Here is a 15,328-nt window from a genome sequence, read left to right as displayed (position 1 = left end):
GCGCGATGGCTTTACGGCTTATACGTGCTCGCCCTGGTGAGACTCTGCTTTTGTGCCACCATCATCCGCGATCGGCTTTGGGCCTCTCACGGGCTTACCACCAACATCGGGGCGGCAGGCCCACACGACTTCGCCGTCCGCCTTGCGCGCGCATGTCCATCGCACGTTCGGCGTCCACCGCATCCCAGCCCGCGTTCGTGACATTGCGCAACGCCCCTCAGTGGGTGAGATGGGCACGTATATAGCATAATCAGAAATTCATGCAAGGCGAAATATTTTTGCGCCGGGGTCTTGCGCCGTCGGGCAAATCAGCAGTCTAATGTCAGCGGGAGCGCTGGCTTTATCGGGAAGCTGCCCGCGGGCTCGCTTCGCCTCTCCCGCGTGCGGGGGAGGCCGATGCGCTCGAAGAGCGCGGCGGGTGGGGGCTCTCTCCGCGCAGGGAATCCCGATGCGGAGACACCCCCACCCCGCCCTCCCCCGCAAGCGGGAGAGGGAGCCCGAGCAGGATGCTCACCTCACCATGAAACCATCGAAGAACGCCGCGAGTTGCGCGTGCGCATCGAGCGGCAGTATATGCGCGACGTATTGATCCGGGCGCACGATCACCATGCAGCCAACTTTCCGATCGATGCCGCGCAACGCGAAGATATCCTGGTCGCTCTTCAGATCAGGACAGAACATCTTTTCGTAGTCGATCAGGCCGTACTTTCCTTTCCGGGGGAGCAACAGCAGCGGCATCGTCTCGACGGCAAGATCGGTGTGCGCTTGCTGGAACACGGCCCGGACGTCGATCACCGAATCGATGTCGGTGCCATCAGGCGTGTATTTCTTGACGGGTGAATTGCGGTCCTCGGAGAGGAAATGGCATAGCAAGCGCATTGCCGAGTCAGCAGCCGAAGGATCACCCGCTCCGGCGAAAGCGTAAATGCGCCAGCGGCCGTCGGCCTTGGCCACGTGACCGAGGTGCATCGGCTTGCCATCGGCCAGCCGGATCACCGGCGCGGAGTGGAAGCGCGTGCCGATCAGAAGCCCCTTGGCCAGTTGCTGATGGTTCGAGCCGCCGGTCAGGCTGGACGGACGATAATGCGTCGCGGTCCCGGCGGTGTAGCGGCCGTGCTGGACGAAGTAGCGCTGCGTCTCGGCCGGATCGGCTTCCTTGCCCTTGGCGGATGCGAGGATCTCGGCCCATTCGCGATCGAAGTCGATCAGCTCTTTCGCGACGGCCTGCCGCTCCGCCGAATAGCTGTGCAGCAGGCTCGGCGCGCACTGCCGGCGCAGCACGGAGGCCAGCTTCCAGCCGAGATTGAAGGCGTCCTGCATCGAGACGTTCATGCCCTGCCCGGCCTTCGGGCTGTGGGTGTGGCAGGCGTCGCCGGCGATGAACACGCGGGGCAGGCGCGTCGCGATCGCGTCATCAGGCACGTCGTCGAACTTGTCGGTCAGACGCTGGCCGATCTCGTAGACCGACCACCACGCGATCTCCTTCACGTCGAGCGTGTGCGGATGCAGGATCTTCCGCGCCTTCGCGATCAGATCATCCGCGGTGATGTGGCGGCTCGCCACGCGCTCGCCGGCATCGAGTTTTGTCAGTTCGACATAGAGGCGCACCAGATAGCCGCCCTCGCGCGGGATGATGATGATGCTGCCGTCGCTCGCCGACTGGATCAACGACTTGAAGCGGATATCCGGGAAATCCGTCACAGCCAGCACATCCATCACGCCCCAGGCGTGGTTGGCGGAATCGCCCTGCAGCTCGCGCCCGATCGATTTGCGCACCGTGCTGCGCGCGCCGTCACAGCCGACGACGTAGCGCGCCTTGACGGTCTCGATCTCGCCCTCGTGGCCGGGATCGACGCGCTCCAGCTTCACCGTCACCGCGTGATCGTCGGTGCCAACAGCAGCATCGGTGCTGACATCGAGCAGCAGCCGTCCGTAATGCGGCTCGAGCCTGCCCGGCGATTTGCGCATCACGTCGAGGAAGCAATCATGCACCCGCGCCTGATTGAGGATGACGTGCGGAAACTCGGACAGCCCGTCCTCGACGTCCTGCACCCGGCCGCTGCGCACAATGTGCTGTGTGTTCCGTCCGTCCGGCTTCCAGAAAGTGGTCTCGTTGACCCAGTACGATTCCTTGAGCACGCGCTCGCTGAAGCCGAAGGCGTGGAACATCTCCATGGTCCGGCAGGCGACGCCATCGGCCTGGCCGCGCAGCAGGCGGCCGGGCTTCTGCTCGACGATGCAGGTCTTGATGTCGGGAAAGGCCGAGAGCTGGGCGGCCAGCGTCAAACCTGCCGGGCCGCATCCGACGATCAGGACATCGACCTCCTCGGGGACCGTGCCCGGCGTGCCCGAGGGGAGCACGCGTGCGACGGGATCGGCGATCTCGGGGTCACCAGGCTCGAAGCCGTTGAGATGGAATTGCATGAGACGTTTCCTCCGTCTTCAGCCGCGCGGACGGTGCCCGGCGCGATCTCGATCTGGGCTTGGCCCATTTCCGGCCGCCGCCCGTTTTTGATATTGATCAGCATACTGATCATCAGTATACTTGTCAATATCGGATCGATTGGGGAGCGTTCGGTGAAAGACAACAACGAGATGCCCGGCCATCTGGCCCGCCGCTTCCAGCAGATCGCGGTGGCGGTGTTCCTCGCCGAGGTCGAGGCTGTTGGATTCGACCTGACGCCGGTGCAATACGCGGCGCTGGCGGCGATCGAGCTCAATCCTGCCATCGATCAGGCGACGCTGGCGGGATTGATCGCCTATGACCGCACCACCATCACCGGCGTGGTCGACCGCCTGGTGCAGAAGGGCCTGATCGCGCGGCGCGCCAGCAAGCGCGACCGGCGCGCCCGCGAGCTTGAGATCACCAACCAGGGCAAGACAACGCTGCAGGCGATCACGCCCGCGGTGGAAGCGGCGCAGCGGACGCTGCTGCGCGGATTGAACGAGAAGGAAGCCGAGCAGCTGATGCGGCTGCTGCAGAAGGCAATCTCCGCCGGCAACGAGCTCAGCCGCGCACCGTTGCGGGAGACGGCGGCCGAACGGGCCTGACCACGAGAAGCGCGTGAGCTACGTCACGGACCATGTCCCAAGCTTCGGCTAAGCCGCGTGCATCGATGGCGAGGAGCGACGACACATGGCACAGCAACAGCTTGCAAAATGCCTTTCTGAAGCAGCCCACCTGAGCGACGCCGAGCTTGACCAGGCGTCAGGCGGACGAGACGCGGCTTCCGGGATGGCCACCGGCCGCCGTCAATATAAGCCGTTCACCATCGTCAAGCTCTACGACAAGGCTTCGCCGATCCTCAATTGAAGCTCTCCCTTATGCGGGATCAAACGCTCGGATCGGCGGCAAATTGCCGGTGAAGCGTTCGACCTGCACGGTCGTAAGCTGCCCGGTGCAGCCCTGCGCAAAGGATGAGGTGCCGACGTCGCGCGTCAGCACATTCGGATTGCCGTGCACGCAGAGGGACGCTTCCTCTTCCGGGTCCATCGGGTCGTACCAGGCGCCGGTCGGCAGCTGGACGATCCCGGGCGCGATGCCATCGGTGACGCGCACCGCGGCCAGGCAAGCGCCACGCGCGTTGAACAGGCGGATGATGTCGCCATCGCCAATGCCGCGCGCCCCGGCGTCACGCGGATTCATCCGCGCGACCTCGCGGCCGCGATGCTTTGCGTCCGTCGAATGGCCGCCGAAATCGAGCTGGCTGTGCAGGCGCGTCACCGGCTGGTTGGCGACCAGGAAGAATGGCGAGGCCGGATCGGGCACGTCTGATTTCTCAAGCCAGACCGGATGGCCGGGACAATCCGCGTCGCCGTGGGCTGCAATCTTCTCCGAAAAAATCTCGATACGTCCGCTCGGCGTCGGCAGCGGACGGGCGACGGGATCTTCCCGAAAACGCCGCAGCGAGCCGCCGTCGTCAGCGAATTGCGGCACGACGAGGCTGCCGGCTTCCCAGAACTCGTCGAAGCTCGGCGCCGGCAGCCCCTGCTTTTCCAGCGAGGCGCGGGTCGGCGCGTAGAGATGCTCCAGCCATTGCCGCGAGGTGCGTCCTTCGGTGAAGGCCTCCCCCGCCCCGAGACGCTCGGCGAGATCGGCGAAGATCTCGTAATCGTCGCGCGCCAGACCATACGGCTCGGCGATCCGGTGCATCGCGACCATCAGAGGATCATTGGTGGAGTAGCCGATGTCTTCGCGCTCGAGGGTCATCGTGCAGGGCAGGACGATGTCGGCATGCCGCGCGGTCGCAGTCCAGGCGAGCTCGTGCACCACCAGCGTGTCGAGCGTGGCGAACGCCTTGCGCAGGCGGTTGAGGTCCTGGTGATGGTGGAACGGATTGCCGCCGGCCCAATAGACGAGGCGGATGTCGGGATAGGTCCGGGTCTCGCCATTGTAGCGATAGCTGGTGCCGGGATTGAGCAGCATGTCGGCGATGCGCGCCACCGGAATGAAATCGGCGACGCCGTTGCGGCCCTGGTTCAAGGTCGGCCCCGCGACCGCATTGACGCGCCGTCCGTAATAGCCGATGGCGCCGAGCGAATAGGCGTAGCCGCCACCGGGCAGACCGATCTGGCCGAGGGCTGCCGCCAGCACCAACGCCATCCACACCGGCTGCTCGCCATGCTCGGCGCGCTGCAGGGAATGCGAGACGGTGATCAGCGCGCGCCGCCCGGCGAGCCGGCGCGCCAGCGTGCGGATCGTGTTCGCATCGATGCCAGAGATCACGGCGGCCCATTCGGCATGCTTCGGCTGCCCATCAACCTCACCGGTGAGATAGCGCAGGAACACCGGCCAGCCCTGGGTGTAGCGATCGAGGAAGGCCTGATCGTGCAGGCCTTCCGTCACCAGCGTGTGGACGATGCCGATCATCAGCGCGGTATCGGTGCCGGGCACGCAGGTCATCCATTCGGCGCCGGCCTCGACGGGCAGGTCGTCACGCAGCGGGCTGACGAGCACGAACTCGCAGCCGCGACGGCGTGCTGCATCCATCGCGCCGCGCTCGACATGCTTGCTGATCGAGCCGCCCGCCACCATCGCGTTCTTCAGCGCCATGCCGCCGAACGCCAGCACGATGTCGGTCTTTTCAGCGATCTGCTCCCAGGTGACGTTGCGCTTGGTGATGTCCTCGTAGCCGGTCAGGATCTGCGGCAGCAGCACGGACGACGCACCCGACGAGTAGGTGTTCACCGAGCGCACATAGCCGCCCAGCGCAAAATTGAGGAAGCGATGCACCTGGCTCTGCGCGTGATGGAAGCGCCCCGCGCTCGACCAGCCATAGGAACCGCCGAACACCGCCCCGGGCCCGCGCGTGTCGCGGATCCGCGAGAGCTCCCCGGCGAGCAGATCCAGCGCCTTGTCCCAGCTGACCGCAACGAATTCGTCGCGGCCGCGCCGATCGTCGGGACCTGGCCCGCGCTCCAGCCAGCCGCGGCGGATCATCGGCTTTGCAATCCGCGCCTGATGGCGCAAGGCGCCGGGGAAATTGTCGATGATGCGGTTCGGATCGGGATCGCCGGCATAGGGGCGAACCTCGAGCCCATCCTTGCCATACCGCGCCGAGAACACGCCCCAATGCGAGGTGTGCGGCTTGAAGCCATCGGACAGATCGACGCCGGGATCGGCAGTACCAATGGTCTCGCTCATCGTGACGTCCTTATTCTTGTTGCAACGCCGGCAGACGCCGATCCCTGTCACAGCTATATGGCCAGAATCGGGGAGCTTTGACGAGAGACTGAAGTTGCGTCCGGCATGGCGTGCCGAGAACGTCATGCTCCCGCGATCACACGTCCTTCCGCGTCTGCGTCGCGATGTAGCGGCCGATGGCGCTGGCGGCGTTGAGCATGTGGGCTCGCATCCGGCGCGAGGCTTCATCGCCCTCGCCCTGCGCGATGGCGTTGAGGATCGCCTCATGCTCCTCGCGCGAACGCGCCAGCCTGGAGCCGTGACGGAGCTGGGTGCGGCGGAACGCCTTCAGGCGGTTGCGGATCGTCAGCGCCTGCTCCGCCATGAAGGCGTTGTGGGTCGCGCCGTAGATCACCTCGTGAAACTCGCGATTGAACTTGTCATAGCCGTCGATGTCGCTGCGCTGCACCAGCGCTTCAGAGGCATCATGCATCTCGATCAGCCGGCCGCGCTCGATCGGGGTGATCCGGTAGGTGGCGATCCGCACGCACATCGCCTCGATCTCCGCTGACATCTCGAACATTTCCATGATGCGTTCGGGCGTGGTCTGGGTGACGATGACGCCGCGGCGCGGACGGATCTCGACGAGGCCGGTCACGGCAAGCTGGCGAAGCGCCTCGCGGACCGGCGTTCGCGACGCGCCGAACCGGTTGGCGAGCTCCTGCTCATCGAGACCCATGCCGGGCGGCAGCGCGCCTGACGCGATCTCGTCGGTCAGGACATTCCGGATCTGGTCGGAGAGCAGCTCGGGCTCCTCTCCGCCAGCCGATGGATCATTGCCGCCTGCACGTTCCAAAATTCACCCCATCAGAGCACGCATCGCCAGATAGAAGATGGAAGGACCCACCAGGCAACCGATTCCCGTGTGGAACGTCGCCGTCAGCGCGCCATACGGAACCAGCTTCGGATCGGTGGCAGCCAACCCTCCGGCCACGCCGCTGACTGTGCCCATCAGGCCGCCGAACGCCATGGCCGAGCGTGGATTATCCAAACCTATCATGCGTGCGACCAGCGGGGTACCCACCATCACGATGACCGCCTTCAGCACGCCGGTCGCGATCGAGAGCGCCATCACGGTCGAGTCGGCGCCGAGGGCTGCGCCCGTCACCGGGCCGACGATGTAGGTGATGGCGCCGGCGCCGATCGTCGTGACGCTGACCGCATCGTGATAGCCGAACGCCAGGGCGACGAGCACGCCGACGATGAAGGGCAGGATCGTGCCCAGCCCCAGCGAGAGCACGCCGAGCAGTCCGGCCTTGCGCGCCTCCACCACATCGACCTCGAATGCGGTCGCCACGATCGCGAAGTCGCGCAGCATGGCGCCGCCCATCAGGCCGATGCCGGCGAACACGGGAACGTCGGCCAATCCCTTCTGGCCGCCGGTCATGAGGCCACCGGCATAGGCAAGCGCCAGCCCGAAGACGATCGCGATCGCCGAGCCATGGACGCGGCCGGCGGTGAAGCGCCGGGACATCGCCAGCGACAGCCACATCACGGCGCCGACCACGCCGAAGGCTGCAACCAGGCTCTGTTCGATGAAAACATGTTCGATCATGTGCAGCATGGCTCATACCTCCTTGGGCGTCGCGGTGGGATGTTCGGGATCGCCGGGCTGAAACGCGCCGGCAATGACCTTGCCGCCGCGCTCGAGTTCGCCCTCGACCTCGGCCTCGTGTTTGCGATCGCGACCGAGCCGGCCGATCAAGGCGACGGCGGCGAAGCACAGCGCGACGGTGGCAACCGCAGCGATCACGACGATCGGGCCGCCGCGCACGGCGGCAACCACGTTCTGCTGTGCGGCCATCGCGACGACGATCGGGATGTACATCGTGGCCCAGAACTCGACGCCGAGCTTGATGCCGGGCGGCAGGCCACCGTGCCGCGTCAGCCAGACCCGGGCGGCGATCAGCAGCATCATCGCGATGCCGACCCCGCCGACATTGGCTTTGACGTGAAGTGCCACGCCGAAGAGATCGCCGATGAACACACCGATCAGTGTGCAGACGGCCAGCAGAGCGACGCCAAATACCGTCATTGGACCCGCCCCTTCATTCCCTGAGGCAGCCCGGCTGTTGTCGACAAAACGACCATAAAACACCCTCCCTGAATGCGATTTCATCTTACTTGTGCCGTTATGAATACAATAATTGACACGAAAGTCAATATCGTATACAAAATTGCCAATCAGACGGGCTTCCGCATACACACGGACGCACCAAAGCAGTCAAAAGGGTCTGCCAATGACAGGGATCGTGCTGAAGGACATGTTCGCGCGCATCGCGGAGCGCGGCCGCGCCTTGGTCGAGAAGCGCAGCTTGCGGCTGGCCGCATTCGCGGCCCGTGCTGCTGCGACCGCGCCGGAAGCGGAGCGGATCGAGGATCTGTGCCGCGCGCTGCTGTCGGAGCGCGGCGAGGCCTCCGGCGTCGCGCTCGCCGGCAAGGTGCTGGACCGCTACGCGATGATGTCGGGCGAGCAGAAGAAGGACTTCTTCCACGCGCTGGCGCAGGATTTCGGGCCGGACCAGCTGCGGCTGAAGCAGGCCTGGGCCGCCTATGAGCAGACCTCCGATACCGAGGGACTGCGCGGGCTGATCCGCGCCGTCGAGCCGCCGCGGCAGGAGCTGTTTCGCCGCCTCAATCTCGCGCCCGGCGGCACCGGCGCGCTGGTGGCGCTGCGCGAGGATCTGATCAAGCTCGGCGACAACGATCCTGCGCTCGCCTGCGTCGAAGACGATCTGGTCCACCTGTTCTATTCATGGTTCAACCGCGGCTTCCTGGTGATGCAGCGCATCACCTGGTCGACGCCGGCCGACATCCTCGAGCGGATCATCCGCTACGAGGCCGTGCACACCATCAAGGGCTGGGACGATCTGCGCAGCCGGCTGCAGCCGCCGGACCGGCGCTGCTACGCCTTCTTCCACCCCTCGCTGATCGACGAGCCGCTGATCTTCGTCGAGGTCGCGCTGACCTCGGGCATTCCCGGATCGATCCAGGACATCCTCGCCGAGGATCGGACAACCCTGTTGCCCGAGCACGCCACGACAGCGGTGTTCTACTCGATCAGCAACTGCCAGGCCGGCTTGAAAGGCGTGTCGTTCGGCAATTTCCTGATCAAGCAGGTGGTGCAGGACATCTCGCGGGACGTGCCGTCGCTGAAGAATTTTGTGACCTTGTCGCCGGCACCGGGATTCGCGCGCTGGCTCAAGCGCGTCGCCGCTGACCCGAAGGCGGCAGGCCTCGCGAATGTCGATGCATCGGCCCTGGCGCCGCTCAAGGAGAAGGACTGGCACCTCGATCCCGCGCTGCGCAGCGCGCTGCGTCCGATCATCCTCAACCTCGCGGCCTTCTACTACGTGCATGCCAAGACTAGCAGCGGAAAGCCGGTCGACCCGGTCGCGCGCTTCCATCTCGGCAACGGCGCACGGCTGGAACGGCTGAACTGGCTCGGCGACACCTCGCCCAAGGGCCTGCGCGAGGCTGAAGGCCTGATGGTCAATTATCTCTACGACCTGCGCTTCATCGAAGAGAATCACGAGGCTTTCGCCAATTCCGGCACGGTGGTCGCCTCGGACGCCATCAAGACCCACCTGCTCGCCCTCGCCCCTGATCTCGTCATCTCGGAGAACCGTCGTGTCTGAGAATCTCTTCACCCTCTTCACCGCCCGCTTCCCCCACGACCGCTCGCGCGTCTTCCTCGAACGCCCCGATGGTTCGGTGCTGACCTATGCGGACCTGCTCGCGCGCTCCGGCCAGCTCGCAAATACGCTGCGCGCGCTCGACGTCAAGCCGGGCGACCGCGTCGCCGCGCAAGTCGAGAAGACTGCGGAAGCCGTGCTGCTCTATCTTGCGACCTTGCGCGTCGGCGCCGTCTATCTGCCGCTCAACACCGCCTATACCGCGGCCGAGCTGCGCTACTTCCTCGGCGATGCGGAACCTGCGGTGTTCGTCTGCAGCCCGCAGCGGCTCGACGAGATGAGGTCGCTGGCGCGCGATCTTGGCCTGCCGCATGTCGAGACGCTCGGCCCGGACGGCCGGGGCACGCTGACCGACAAGGCCGCGAGCGCGTCTACCGAATTCGTCGACGTCGCGCGAGCCGGCGACGATCTGGCGGCGATCCTCTACACCTCAGGAACCACCGGCCGCTCGAAGGGGGCGATGCTGTCGCACCGCAATCTCGCCTCCAACGCCAGCACGCTGCGCGAGACCTGGCGCTTCATGCCGGACGACCGGCTGCTGCATGCGCTGCCGATCTTCCACACCCACGGCCTGTTCGTGGCGATCAACATCACCCTGATGACCGGAAGCTCGCTGCTCTTCCTGCCGGCCTTCAACGCCGACGGGATGATGCGACTGCTGCCGAAGGCGACCGTGATGATGGGCGTGCCGACGTTCTACGTGCGGCTGCTTGCCCGCTCCGACTTCGATTCAGCCGCAGCGCGGCACATGCGGCTGTTCGTATCGGGGTCGGCACCGCTGTCGGCCGAGACCCACAAGGAATTTTCCGCACGCACCGGCCACGCCATCCTGGAACGCTACGGCATGACGGAGACCAACATGAACACGTCGAACCCCTACGACGGCGAGCGCATCGCAGGCAGCGTCGGCTTCCCGCTGCCCGGCGTCGACATCCGCATCGCGGATCCGCAGACCGGCGCAGCTCTGCCGCAGGGCGAAATCGGCGTGATCGACATTCGCGGGCCGAACGTGTTCAAGGGCTACTGGCGCATGCCGGAGAAGACCAAGGAGGAGTTCCGCAGCGACGGCTTCTTCATCTCGGGCGATCTCGGCTACGTCGATGCCAAGGGCTACGTCTTCATCTCCGGGCGCGCCAAGGATCTCGTGATCTCCGGCGGCTATAACGTCTACCCCGCCGAGGTCGAAGCCGCGATCGAGGCGATCCCCGGCGTTGCCGAATGCGCCGTCATCGGCGTTCCCCATGCCGACTTCGGCGAGGCGGTCGTCGCCGTCGTGGCCCCGCGGCCCGGCGCGCAACTCGACGAGAAACAGGTGCAATCGGCAATCGCCGGTGACCTTGCGAAATACAAGCAGCCGAAGCGCGTGTTCGTGACCACGGACATTCCGCGCAACGCGATGGGCAAGATTCAGAAGAAGGATTTGCGCGAGAAGTACGACACGACTTTCAAGGCCGGCTAGGCCCTCCGCGATGAACGAGGCCGCCAGGACGGGCGGCCTCAGTCCGCGGCCGACGCGCAAGAATGCGGGTCTTTTGTCGCATGTGCGTCCGGACTATCCCGCAAGCCAGGCAGCGACGAATTGCGGCTTGCGGTTGGAAGGCCTATGCTGGGCTTGTGACCAGGCAGCCGCCCATCGTTTGGCGAGGGTCTGCGGGGGAAGACCTCACGGTGGATGGTTTGCATTCCGCATCGGAGGTGACGTCATGACCATTGCTCCCACGCTCCAGAAATACCTCGCCGCTGAAAACATCCAATACGAGGTGATCCCGCACGAACTCAGCATGACGTCCACGCGGACGGCCGAGGCATGCCATATCCCGGGCGACCGCCTCGCCAAGGGCATCGTGTTGCGGCGCGACGGTGGATACATGCTGGCCATCCTGCCGGCATCGCATCACCTCCGCCTGGCGGACCTGAGGACAAGTCTCGGCGACAATGTCCATATGGCCGATGAAACCGAGATCAATCGGCTGTTCAGCGACTGTACGCACGGAGCGGTTCCTGCCGTCGGAAAATGCTACGGGCTGGATATCATCGTCGACGACAGCATCGAGGCCCAGCCTGACATCTATATGGAGGCCGGCGATCACAAGACGCTGCTGCATATGGGTCACGCGCAGTTTTCGCGTCTGACGGCCAACGCGCCGCACGGGCGCTTCAGCGCGCGCGATTGAGGATTTGGTCGCGGCCGATGGGTCTTTGCGATGGGAGGCCGCTGCATTGCATCAATGCGCCTGAAACCCACGAACGGAGGCTCCACCATGAAAGTCAAAGACGTGATGCACAAGGGCGTCGACTGGGTCAGCCCCAACACCCCAATCACCGAACTTGCCAAATTGATGCGGGCGCAGGACATCGGCTGCATTCCGATCGGCGAGGACGACAGGCTGGTCGGGATGGTGACCGACCGCGACATCGTCTGCAAAGGACTCGCGAGCCATGGCTTCGATCCCGGCCGCGCAACGGCGCGCGACGTGATGACCGAGGGCATCCATTGCTGCCGGGACGACGATGACCTCGCAAAGGCGATGCATCATATGGAGAAGTTGCAGGTCCGCAGGCTGCCGGTGATCAACAAGAGCAAGCGGATGGTCGGCATCATCAGTCTGGGCGACGTCAGCCATTCCACGTCAGGTGATCTGCTGACCGAGACGGTCAGGAGCGTTTCGGCGCATCACTGAAACACGGCCGGGAAACAAGGCCAAGGCTCCGCTCGCGACCGCCGCTCGAACAGGCGTCGAGGGGAGCCCAGGCGCTTGCTTGGCAGGCAGCCATCGCGCAGCGGAAACCCGTCGGGTCAGTCTGGCTGACCGACGGGAGTAGTCCTTTCATTCGACTTGATGGCCGGAACAAATCGGAGCAGATTCCCTGGGATTCTCACCACCAGTGTTGCAGGGTTGCGCGCAGACAGCGCGCGGGAATTCATCAGCGGATGACGATCATGAGCGCCACAACGATGAAAATGGTCATACCGTATATCGCGCTTGTCGCAGGCGGGACCGCGGCGCTCCTGTTCGGTATCCGTCAAACCTACGCGCCGGCGGTGGACACTCAACCCAAGACCGCAGCGCCTATGACTGCAGCACGCACGGCTGCAGCCCCCATCACGGCTGCGCCATCCGCACCTTCTGCCGCCGCGCCAGATCAGGACAAGTCCGTGCTCGCCAAGGCGCGAACCGAGGCTGCCGCGCTGGCCGACGCACTGACGGCACCTTCCCCATCGCCGCCCGGCGGCGGCGCGGTGCCGGCGTTCGACATCGTCAACATCGAAAAGACGGGCGAGACCGTCGTCGCCGGCCGCGCCGCACCGGGCGCAACGGTGGAATTGCTGCGCGATGGCGAGGTGCATGATCGCGCGGTGGCGGATCAATCCGGACAGTTCGTCATGGTGCCGCGTCCGCTTCCGCCGGGAAATTACGACCTGACCCTGCGTGTCAGGCAGCCCGACGGCAAGGAAATCACGTCCAGACAGAGCGTGGCGGTGGCGCTCGAAGCTGCGGCCAAGGAACGGCCGATGGTCGCGCTGATGACACCGGACAAGCCGATCGAGGTGCTGTCGAAGCCTCCGGCCGCGGCGACGGCGGGCGGAAAGCTGGCCATCGAGGCAATCGAGACCGAGCCGGGCGGAAAGCTCCATGTCAGCGGTCAGGCGCGTCCGGGTGCTTCGGTCAACCTCTATCTCAACGACAGCTTGATTGCATCCGCCAAGGCTGACGACAGCGGCCGCCTCTCCGTCACGATCAACAAGGGCGTGGTGGCCGGCAATTACCGGGTCCGGTTGGACGAGGTGGAGCCCGGCTCCGGCAAGGTCAACGCACGCGCAGAGGTGCCGTTCAACGTTCCCGACACGCTGACGACGGCGTCCGTTCCGACGCAGCCGGCGTCCTCCGGCCGCGCGATGGCCGCGCCGCAGCTCGCGGCCGCAACTTCAGCCATTGTACCGGACGCGGGCTCATCATCCGCCGTGGTGGTGCCGAAGATCGCGACGACCACCGTCTCCCGCGGCGACAGTCTCTGGCGGATCAGCCAGCGCGCGCTCGGCGCGGGGCAGCGTTACGCGGTGATCTATCGGGCCAACAGGCAGCAGATCCGCAATCCCAACCTGATCTATCCCGGACAAGTCATCGTCCTGCCGACGCAGTGATGCCGGGGCGCGCCGGGGCGGCTGACACGGCATCCGTCAGCGCTGCGCCGCGCATTCGGGAGGCGCCGCAGATTCCTCAGATCGTCTCCAACCGCTCACGGGCAAGACTGGCAATAAAGGCGGATCGTGACAGACCGCGCTTTTCGGCTTCCACATCAATGGCTTCCAGCAATCCCGCATCGAGGGTGAGGTTGGCGCGCACTGTGCGCCCCTTGTCCAGAACCACGGGAACAAGAACGGCGACCTCGTTCGCCGCCGGATCGATTTCCTCTGCCTTGACGATCTGCGCCATGGTGCGGGGCTTGGGCCAGGCCTCGCCCCTTGTCGCACGATGGGTCAGCCATTCACGGGCTGCTGACATGGCATCCGTCAGCGCCGCTTCCGGGGACCGGCCCGCACCGTAGCAACCGGGAAGGTCCGGAATCCTCACGCCATAGGTTTTGCCGTGACCGTCGAGAATGCCGACATACTGGGTCATCGAATCCATCCCGCCTTTTTGGCGATGTCACGCGCCACCCCCGGCGAAACCTCACGATGACGCGGGACAATCAAGAGGACGCCGGGTCTGGCGTCATGCTCGAACTTGTCATGGTTTCCGCCGTGGAGCTTCCGCCAGCCTTCACGCACAAGCCGGGCAACGATTTTCCGGGTGTTGGTCTCGTTACCCATGGCTCACCATGTAATCCGGAGACGGGGTACGGTCAATCATTGATGCGCATTATTATGCACGACCTGGCGGTCCTTTGGGGTGCCGTCGAAGTCACTTTTCCAGCCTCTTGGCGAGCGTTTCGGATCTCGCCGCGGGGAGCGCTCCGCAAGATCTGCTGTCCGTCAACGCCGTGTACGCGGACCTCGTCATTCTCGCGGACGGGATCGGCGTCAATCTGGTCGATGGGAGATAGCCGGCTCAAGACTGGCTTGGCGGAGGCAAACGCGCTGGAGTTGATCGCGCAGTTCGAGTTACGGTGCCAGTCCAGCACCGCCACCGCAATTGCGCACATGTTGAACCGAAGCCGCGGCAGGACGCACGCGTCCTTTACAGGCACGTTCCAATTATGCTCACATCCCAAGATTGCACACGACGGAGCTTTCCATGAGATCGATTATCACCGCCGCCTTTTGTCTTTGCGCTGTCGGTATCGTGCCTGCAAATGCGGAGGGAGTCGCTGCTTCGCTCATCGCGGGAGGAGCACAGATCGTCTCCACAGCGACTTTCAATGACGGGACCGTCATCTTGACTATGCAACAGGGCAAACGAGCTTGGGTGTGCTTGCTCGATAAGGCCGCCGCCACCTATGACACCAGGCGCTGTTATGCGGTTAACTAGGCGACGACTCATTGGCCACGCTTCGCCATAAGCCCCCCTAATTCTTCTCGACTTACTTGAAGTCGCGGGGGGCGTCTATTGATCACGGAGATAGTTATTCGGAGAACAATTTAAGATTGTCGTTCCTTATTTGACTGTACAGCGTCTTATCCATTTGACCTGCCAGCACGTTGGCCTGCGCTTGGGCTTTGTCCTTATCTTGGTCAGCCTTCGCTTTACCTGCTGCTCCGACAGCAACTCCAAAATAGGCTCCGATAATGGTGCCAATTACGGTTCCGACTGATGAGACCAAAGCCGTAACGTCAGATATCTTGTCGCTCTTAAAATAGATCACGAATCCGGCGAAGCCGATAAGAGCCACGAGCCCCGCGACGACGGCGAAGAAGGCGTACCTTGTGTGTGTTTCGTTCATAACCCGTTTCTCCAATAACTACGCCATCTGAAAGTGAGCCAGTTGCCGATAGCTACTTGATTTCAAA

Annotated in this window: 15 protein-coding genes; 7 read left to right on the top strand and 8 right to left on the bottom strand. The window is 64.4% G+C overall.

The genetic code is table 11. The features are described 5' to 3' along the window. Positions 1 to 510: 510 nt before the first annotated feature. Complete coding sequence (locus JQ604_RS12875; protein ID WP_212357766.1) at positions 511 to 2,424, bottom strand: FAD-binding monooxygenase; 1,914 nt, start codon at positions 2,422 to 2,424, stop codon at positions 511 to 513. Between the two features lie 153 nt (positions 2,425 to 2,577). On the opposite strand from JQ604_RS12875, the gene JQ604_RS12870 reads away from it, so the two are divergent. Together JQ604_RS12870 and JQ604_RS12865 are read left to right on the top strand one after the other, a co-directional pair. Next, positions 2,578 to 3,051 (top strand): MarR family winged helix-turn-helix transcriptional regulator, encoded by a 474-nt coding sequence (locus tag JQ604_RS12870; protein ID WP_212357765.1) that lies wholly within the window; start codon positions 2,578 to 2,580, stop codon positions 3,049 to 3,051. An 85-nt stretch (positions 3,052 to 3,136) separates the two neighbouring features. Beyond that, complete coding sequence (locus JQ604_RS12865) at positions 3,137 to 3,313, top strand: hypothetical protein (protein ID WP_212357764.1); 177 nt, start codon at positions 3,137 to 3,139, stop codon at positions 3,311 to 3,313. A gap of 9 nt (positions 3,314 to 3,322) precedes the next feature. Here the strand turns inward: JQ604_RS12865 and JQ604_RS12860 are convergent, their stop codons facing one another. The 4 genes from JQ604_RS12860 to madL form a co-directional block, all read right to left on the bottom strand. Continuing rightward, positions 3,323 to 5,644, bottom strand: a complete 2,322-nt coding sequence (locus JQ604_RS12860) for a molybdopterin guanine dinucleotide-containing S/N-oxide reductase (RefSeq protein ID WP_212357763.1) — start codon at positions 5,642 to 5,644, stop codon at positions 3,323 to 3,325. Positions 5,645 to 5,780: 136 nt separating this feature from the next. Continuing rightward, complete coding sequence (locus tag JQ604_RS12855; protein ID WP_249158217.1) at positions 5,781 to 6,479, bottom strand: GntR family transcriptional regulator; 699 nt, start codon at positions 6,477 to 6,479, stop codon at positions 5,781 to 5,783. A 3-nt stretch (positions 6,480 to 6,482) separates the two neighbouring features. Further along, positions 6,483 to 7,247 carry a malonate transporter subunit MadM gene (madM, locus tag JQ604_RS12850; RefSeq protein WP_212357762.1) on the bottom strand — a complete coding sequence of 255 codons (765 nt, stop codon included), beginning with the start codon at positions 7,245 to 7,247 and terminating at the stop codon, positions 6,483 to 6,485. Positions 7,248 to 7,250: 3 nt separating this feature from the next. Continuing rightward, positions 7,251 to 7,718, bottom strand: coding sequence for a malonate transporter subunit MadL (gene madL, locus JQ604_RS12845; RefSeq protein WP_212357761.1), 468 nt, complete (start codon positions 7,716 to 7,718; stop codon positions 7,251 to 7,253). A gap of 205 nt (positions 7,719 to 7,923) precedes the next feature. Between madL and JQ604_RS12840 the strand changes: the two genes are divergently transcribed. The 5 genes from JQ604_RS12840 (at position 7,924) to JQ604_RS12820 (ending at position 13,522) form a co-directional block, all read left to right on the top strand. Next, the gene (locus JQ604_RS12840; RefSeq protein ID WP_212357760.1) at positions 7,924 to 9,321 is read left to right on the top strand and encodes a malonyl-CoA decarboxylase; all 1,398 of its coding nucleotides are present in this window, start codon (positions 7,924 to 7,926) and stop codon (positions 9,319 to 9,321) included. Further along, positions 9,314 to 10,837 (top strand): malonate--CoA ligase, encoded by a 1,524-nt coding sequence (locus JQ604_RS12835; protein ID WP_212357759.1) that lies wholly within the window; start codon positions 9,314 to 9,316, stop codon positions 10,835 to 10,837. Before JQ604_RS12840 ends, JQ604_RS12835 begins: the two co-directional genes overlap by 8 nt. Positions 10,838 to 11,081: 244 nt before the next feature. After that, a complete protein-coding gene (locus tag JQ604_RS12830; protein ID WP_212357758.1) occupies positions 11,082 to 11,552 on the top strand; it encodes an aminoacyl-tRNA deacylase in 471 nt (156 codons plus the stop codon). 87 nt (positions 11,553 to 11,639) lie between these two features. After that, positions 11,640 to 12,059, top strand: a complete 420-nt coding sequence (locus tag JQ604_RS12825; RefSeq protein WP_212357757.1) for a CBS domain-containing protein — start codon at positions 11,640 to 11,642, stop codon at positions 12,057 to 12,059. Positions 12,060 to 12,319: 260 nt separating this feature from the next. Beyond that, on the top strand, positions 12,320 to 13,522 hold the full coding sequence (locus JQ604_RS12820; RefSeq protein ID WP_249158216.1) for a LysM peptidoglycan-binding domain-containing protein: 1,203 nt from the start codon (positions 12,320 to 12,322) through the stop codon (positions 13,520 to 13,522). Between the two features lie 76 nt (positions 13,523 to 13,598). On the opposite strand, the gene JQ604_RS12815 is transcribed toward JQ604_RS12820, so the two are convergent. The 3 genes from JQ604_RS12815 to JQ604_RS12805 form a co-directional block, all read right to left on the bottom strand. Beyond that, positions 13,599 to 14,000, bottom strand: coding sequence for a type II toxin-antitoxin system HicB family antitoxin (locus JQ604_RS12815; protein ID WP_212357755.1), 402 nt, complete (start codon positions 13,998 to 14,000; stop codon positions 13,599 to 13,601). Next, positions 13,997 to 14,191, bottom strand: coding sequence for a type II toxin-antitoxin system HicA family toxin (locus JQ604_RS12810; RefSeq protein WP_212357754.1), 195 nt, complete (start codon positions 14,189 to 14,191; stop codon positions 13,997 to 13,999). Before JQ604_RS12810 ends, JQ604_RS12815 begins: the two co-directional genes overlap by 4 nt. Before the next feature lie 752 nt (positions 14,192 to 14,943). Then, on the bottom strand, positions 14,944 to 15,261 hold the full coding sequence (locus JQ604_RS12805; protein ID WP_212357753.1) for a hypothetical protein: 318 nt from the start codon (positions 15,259 to 15,261) through the stop codon (positions 14,944 to 14,946). Positions 15,262 to 15,328 lie beyond the last annotated feature (67 nt).

Origin of the sequence: Bradyrhizobium jicamae, from assembly GCF_018130695.1 — a bacterium.
GTDB lineage: Bacteria > Pseudomonadota > Alphaproteobacteria > Rhizobiales > Xanthobacteraceae > Bradyrhizobium > Bradyrhizobium jicamae_B.
This window is presented reverse-complemented; position numbering and strand designations above follow the sequence as displayed.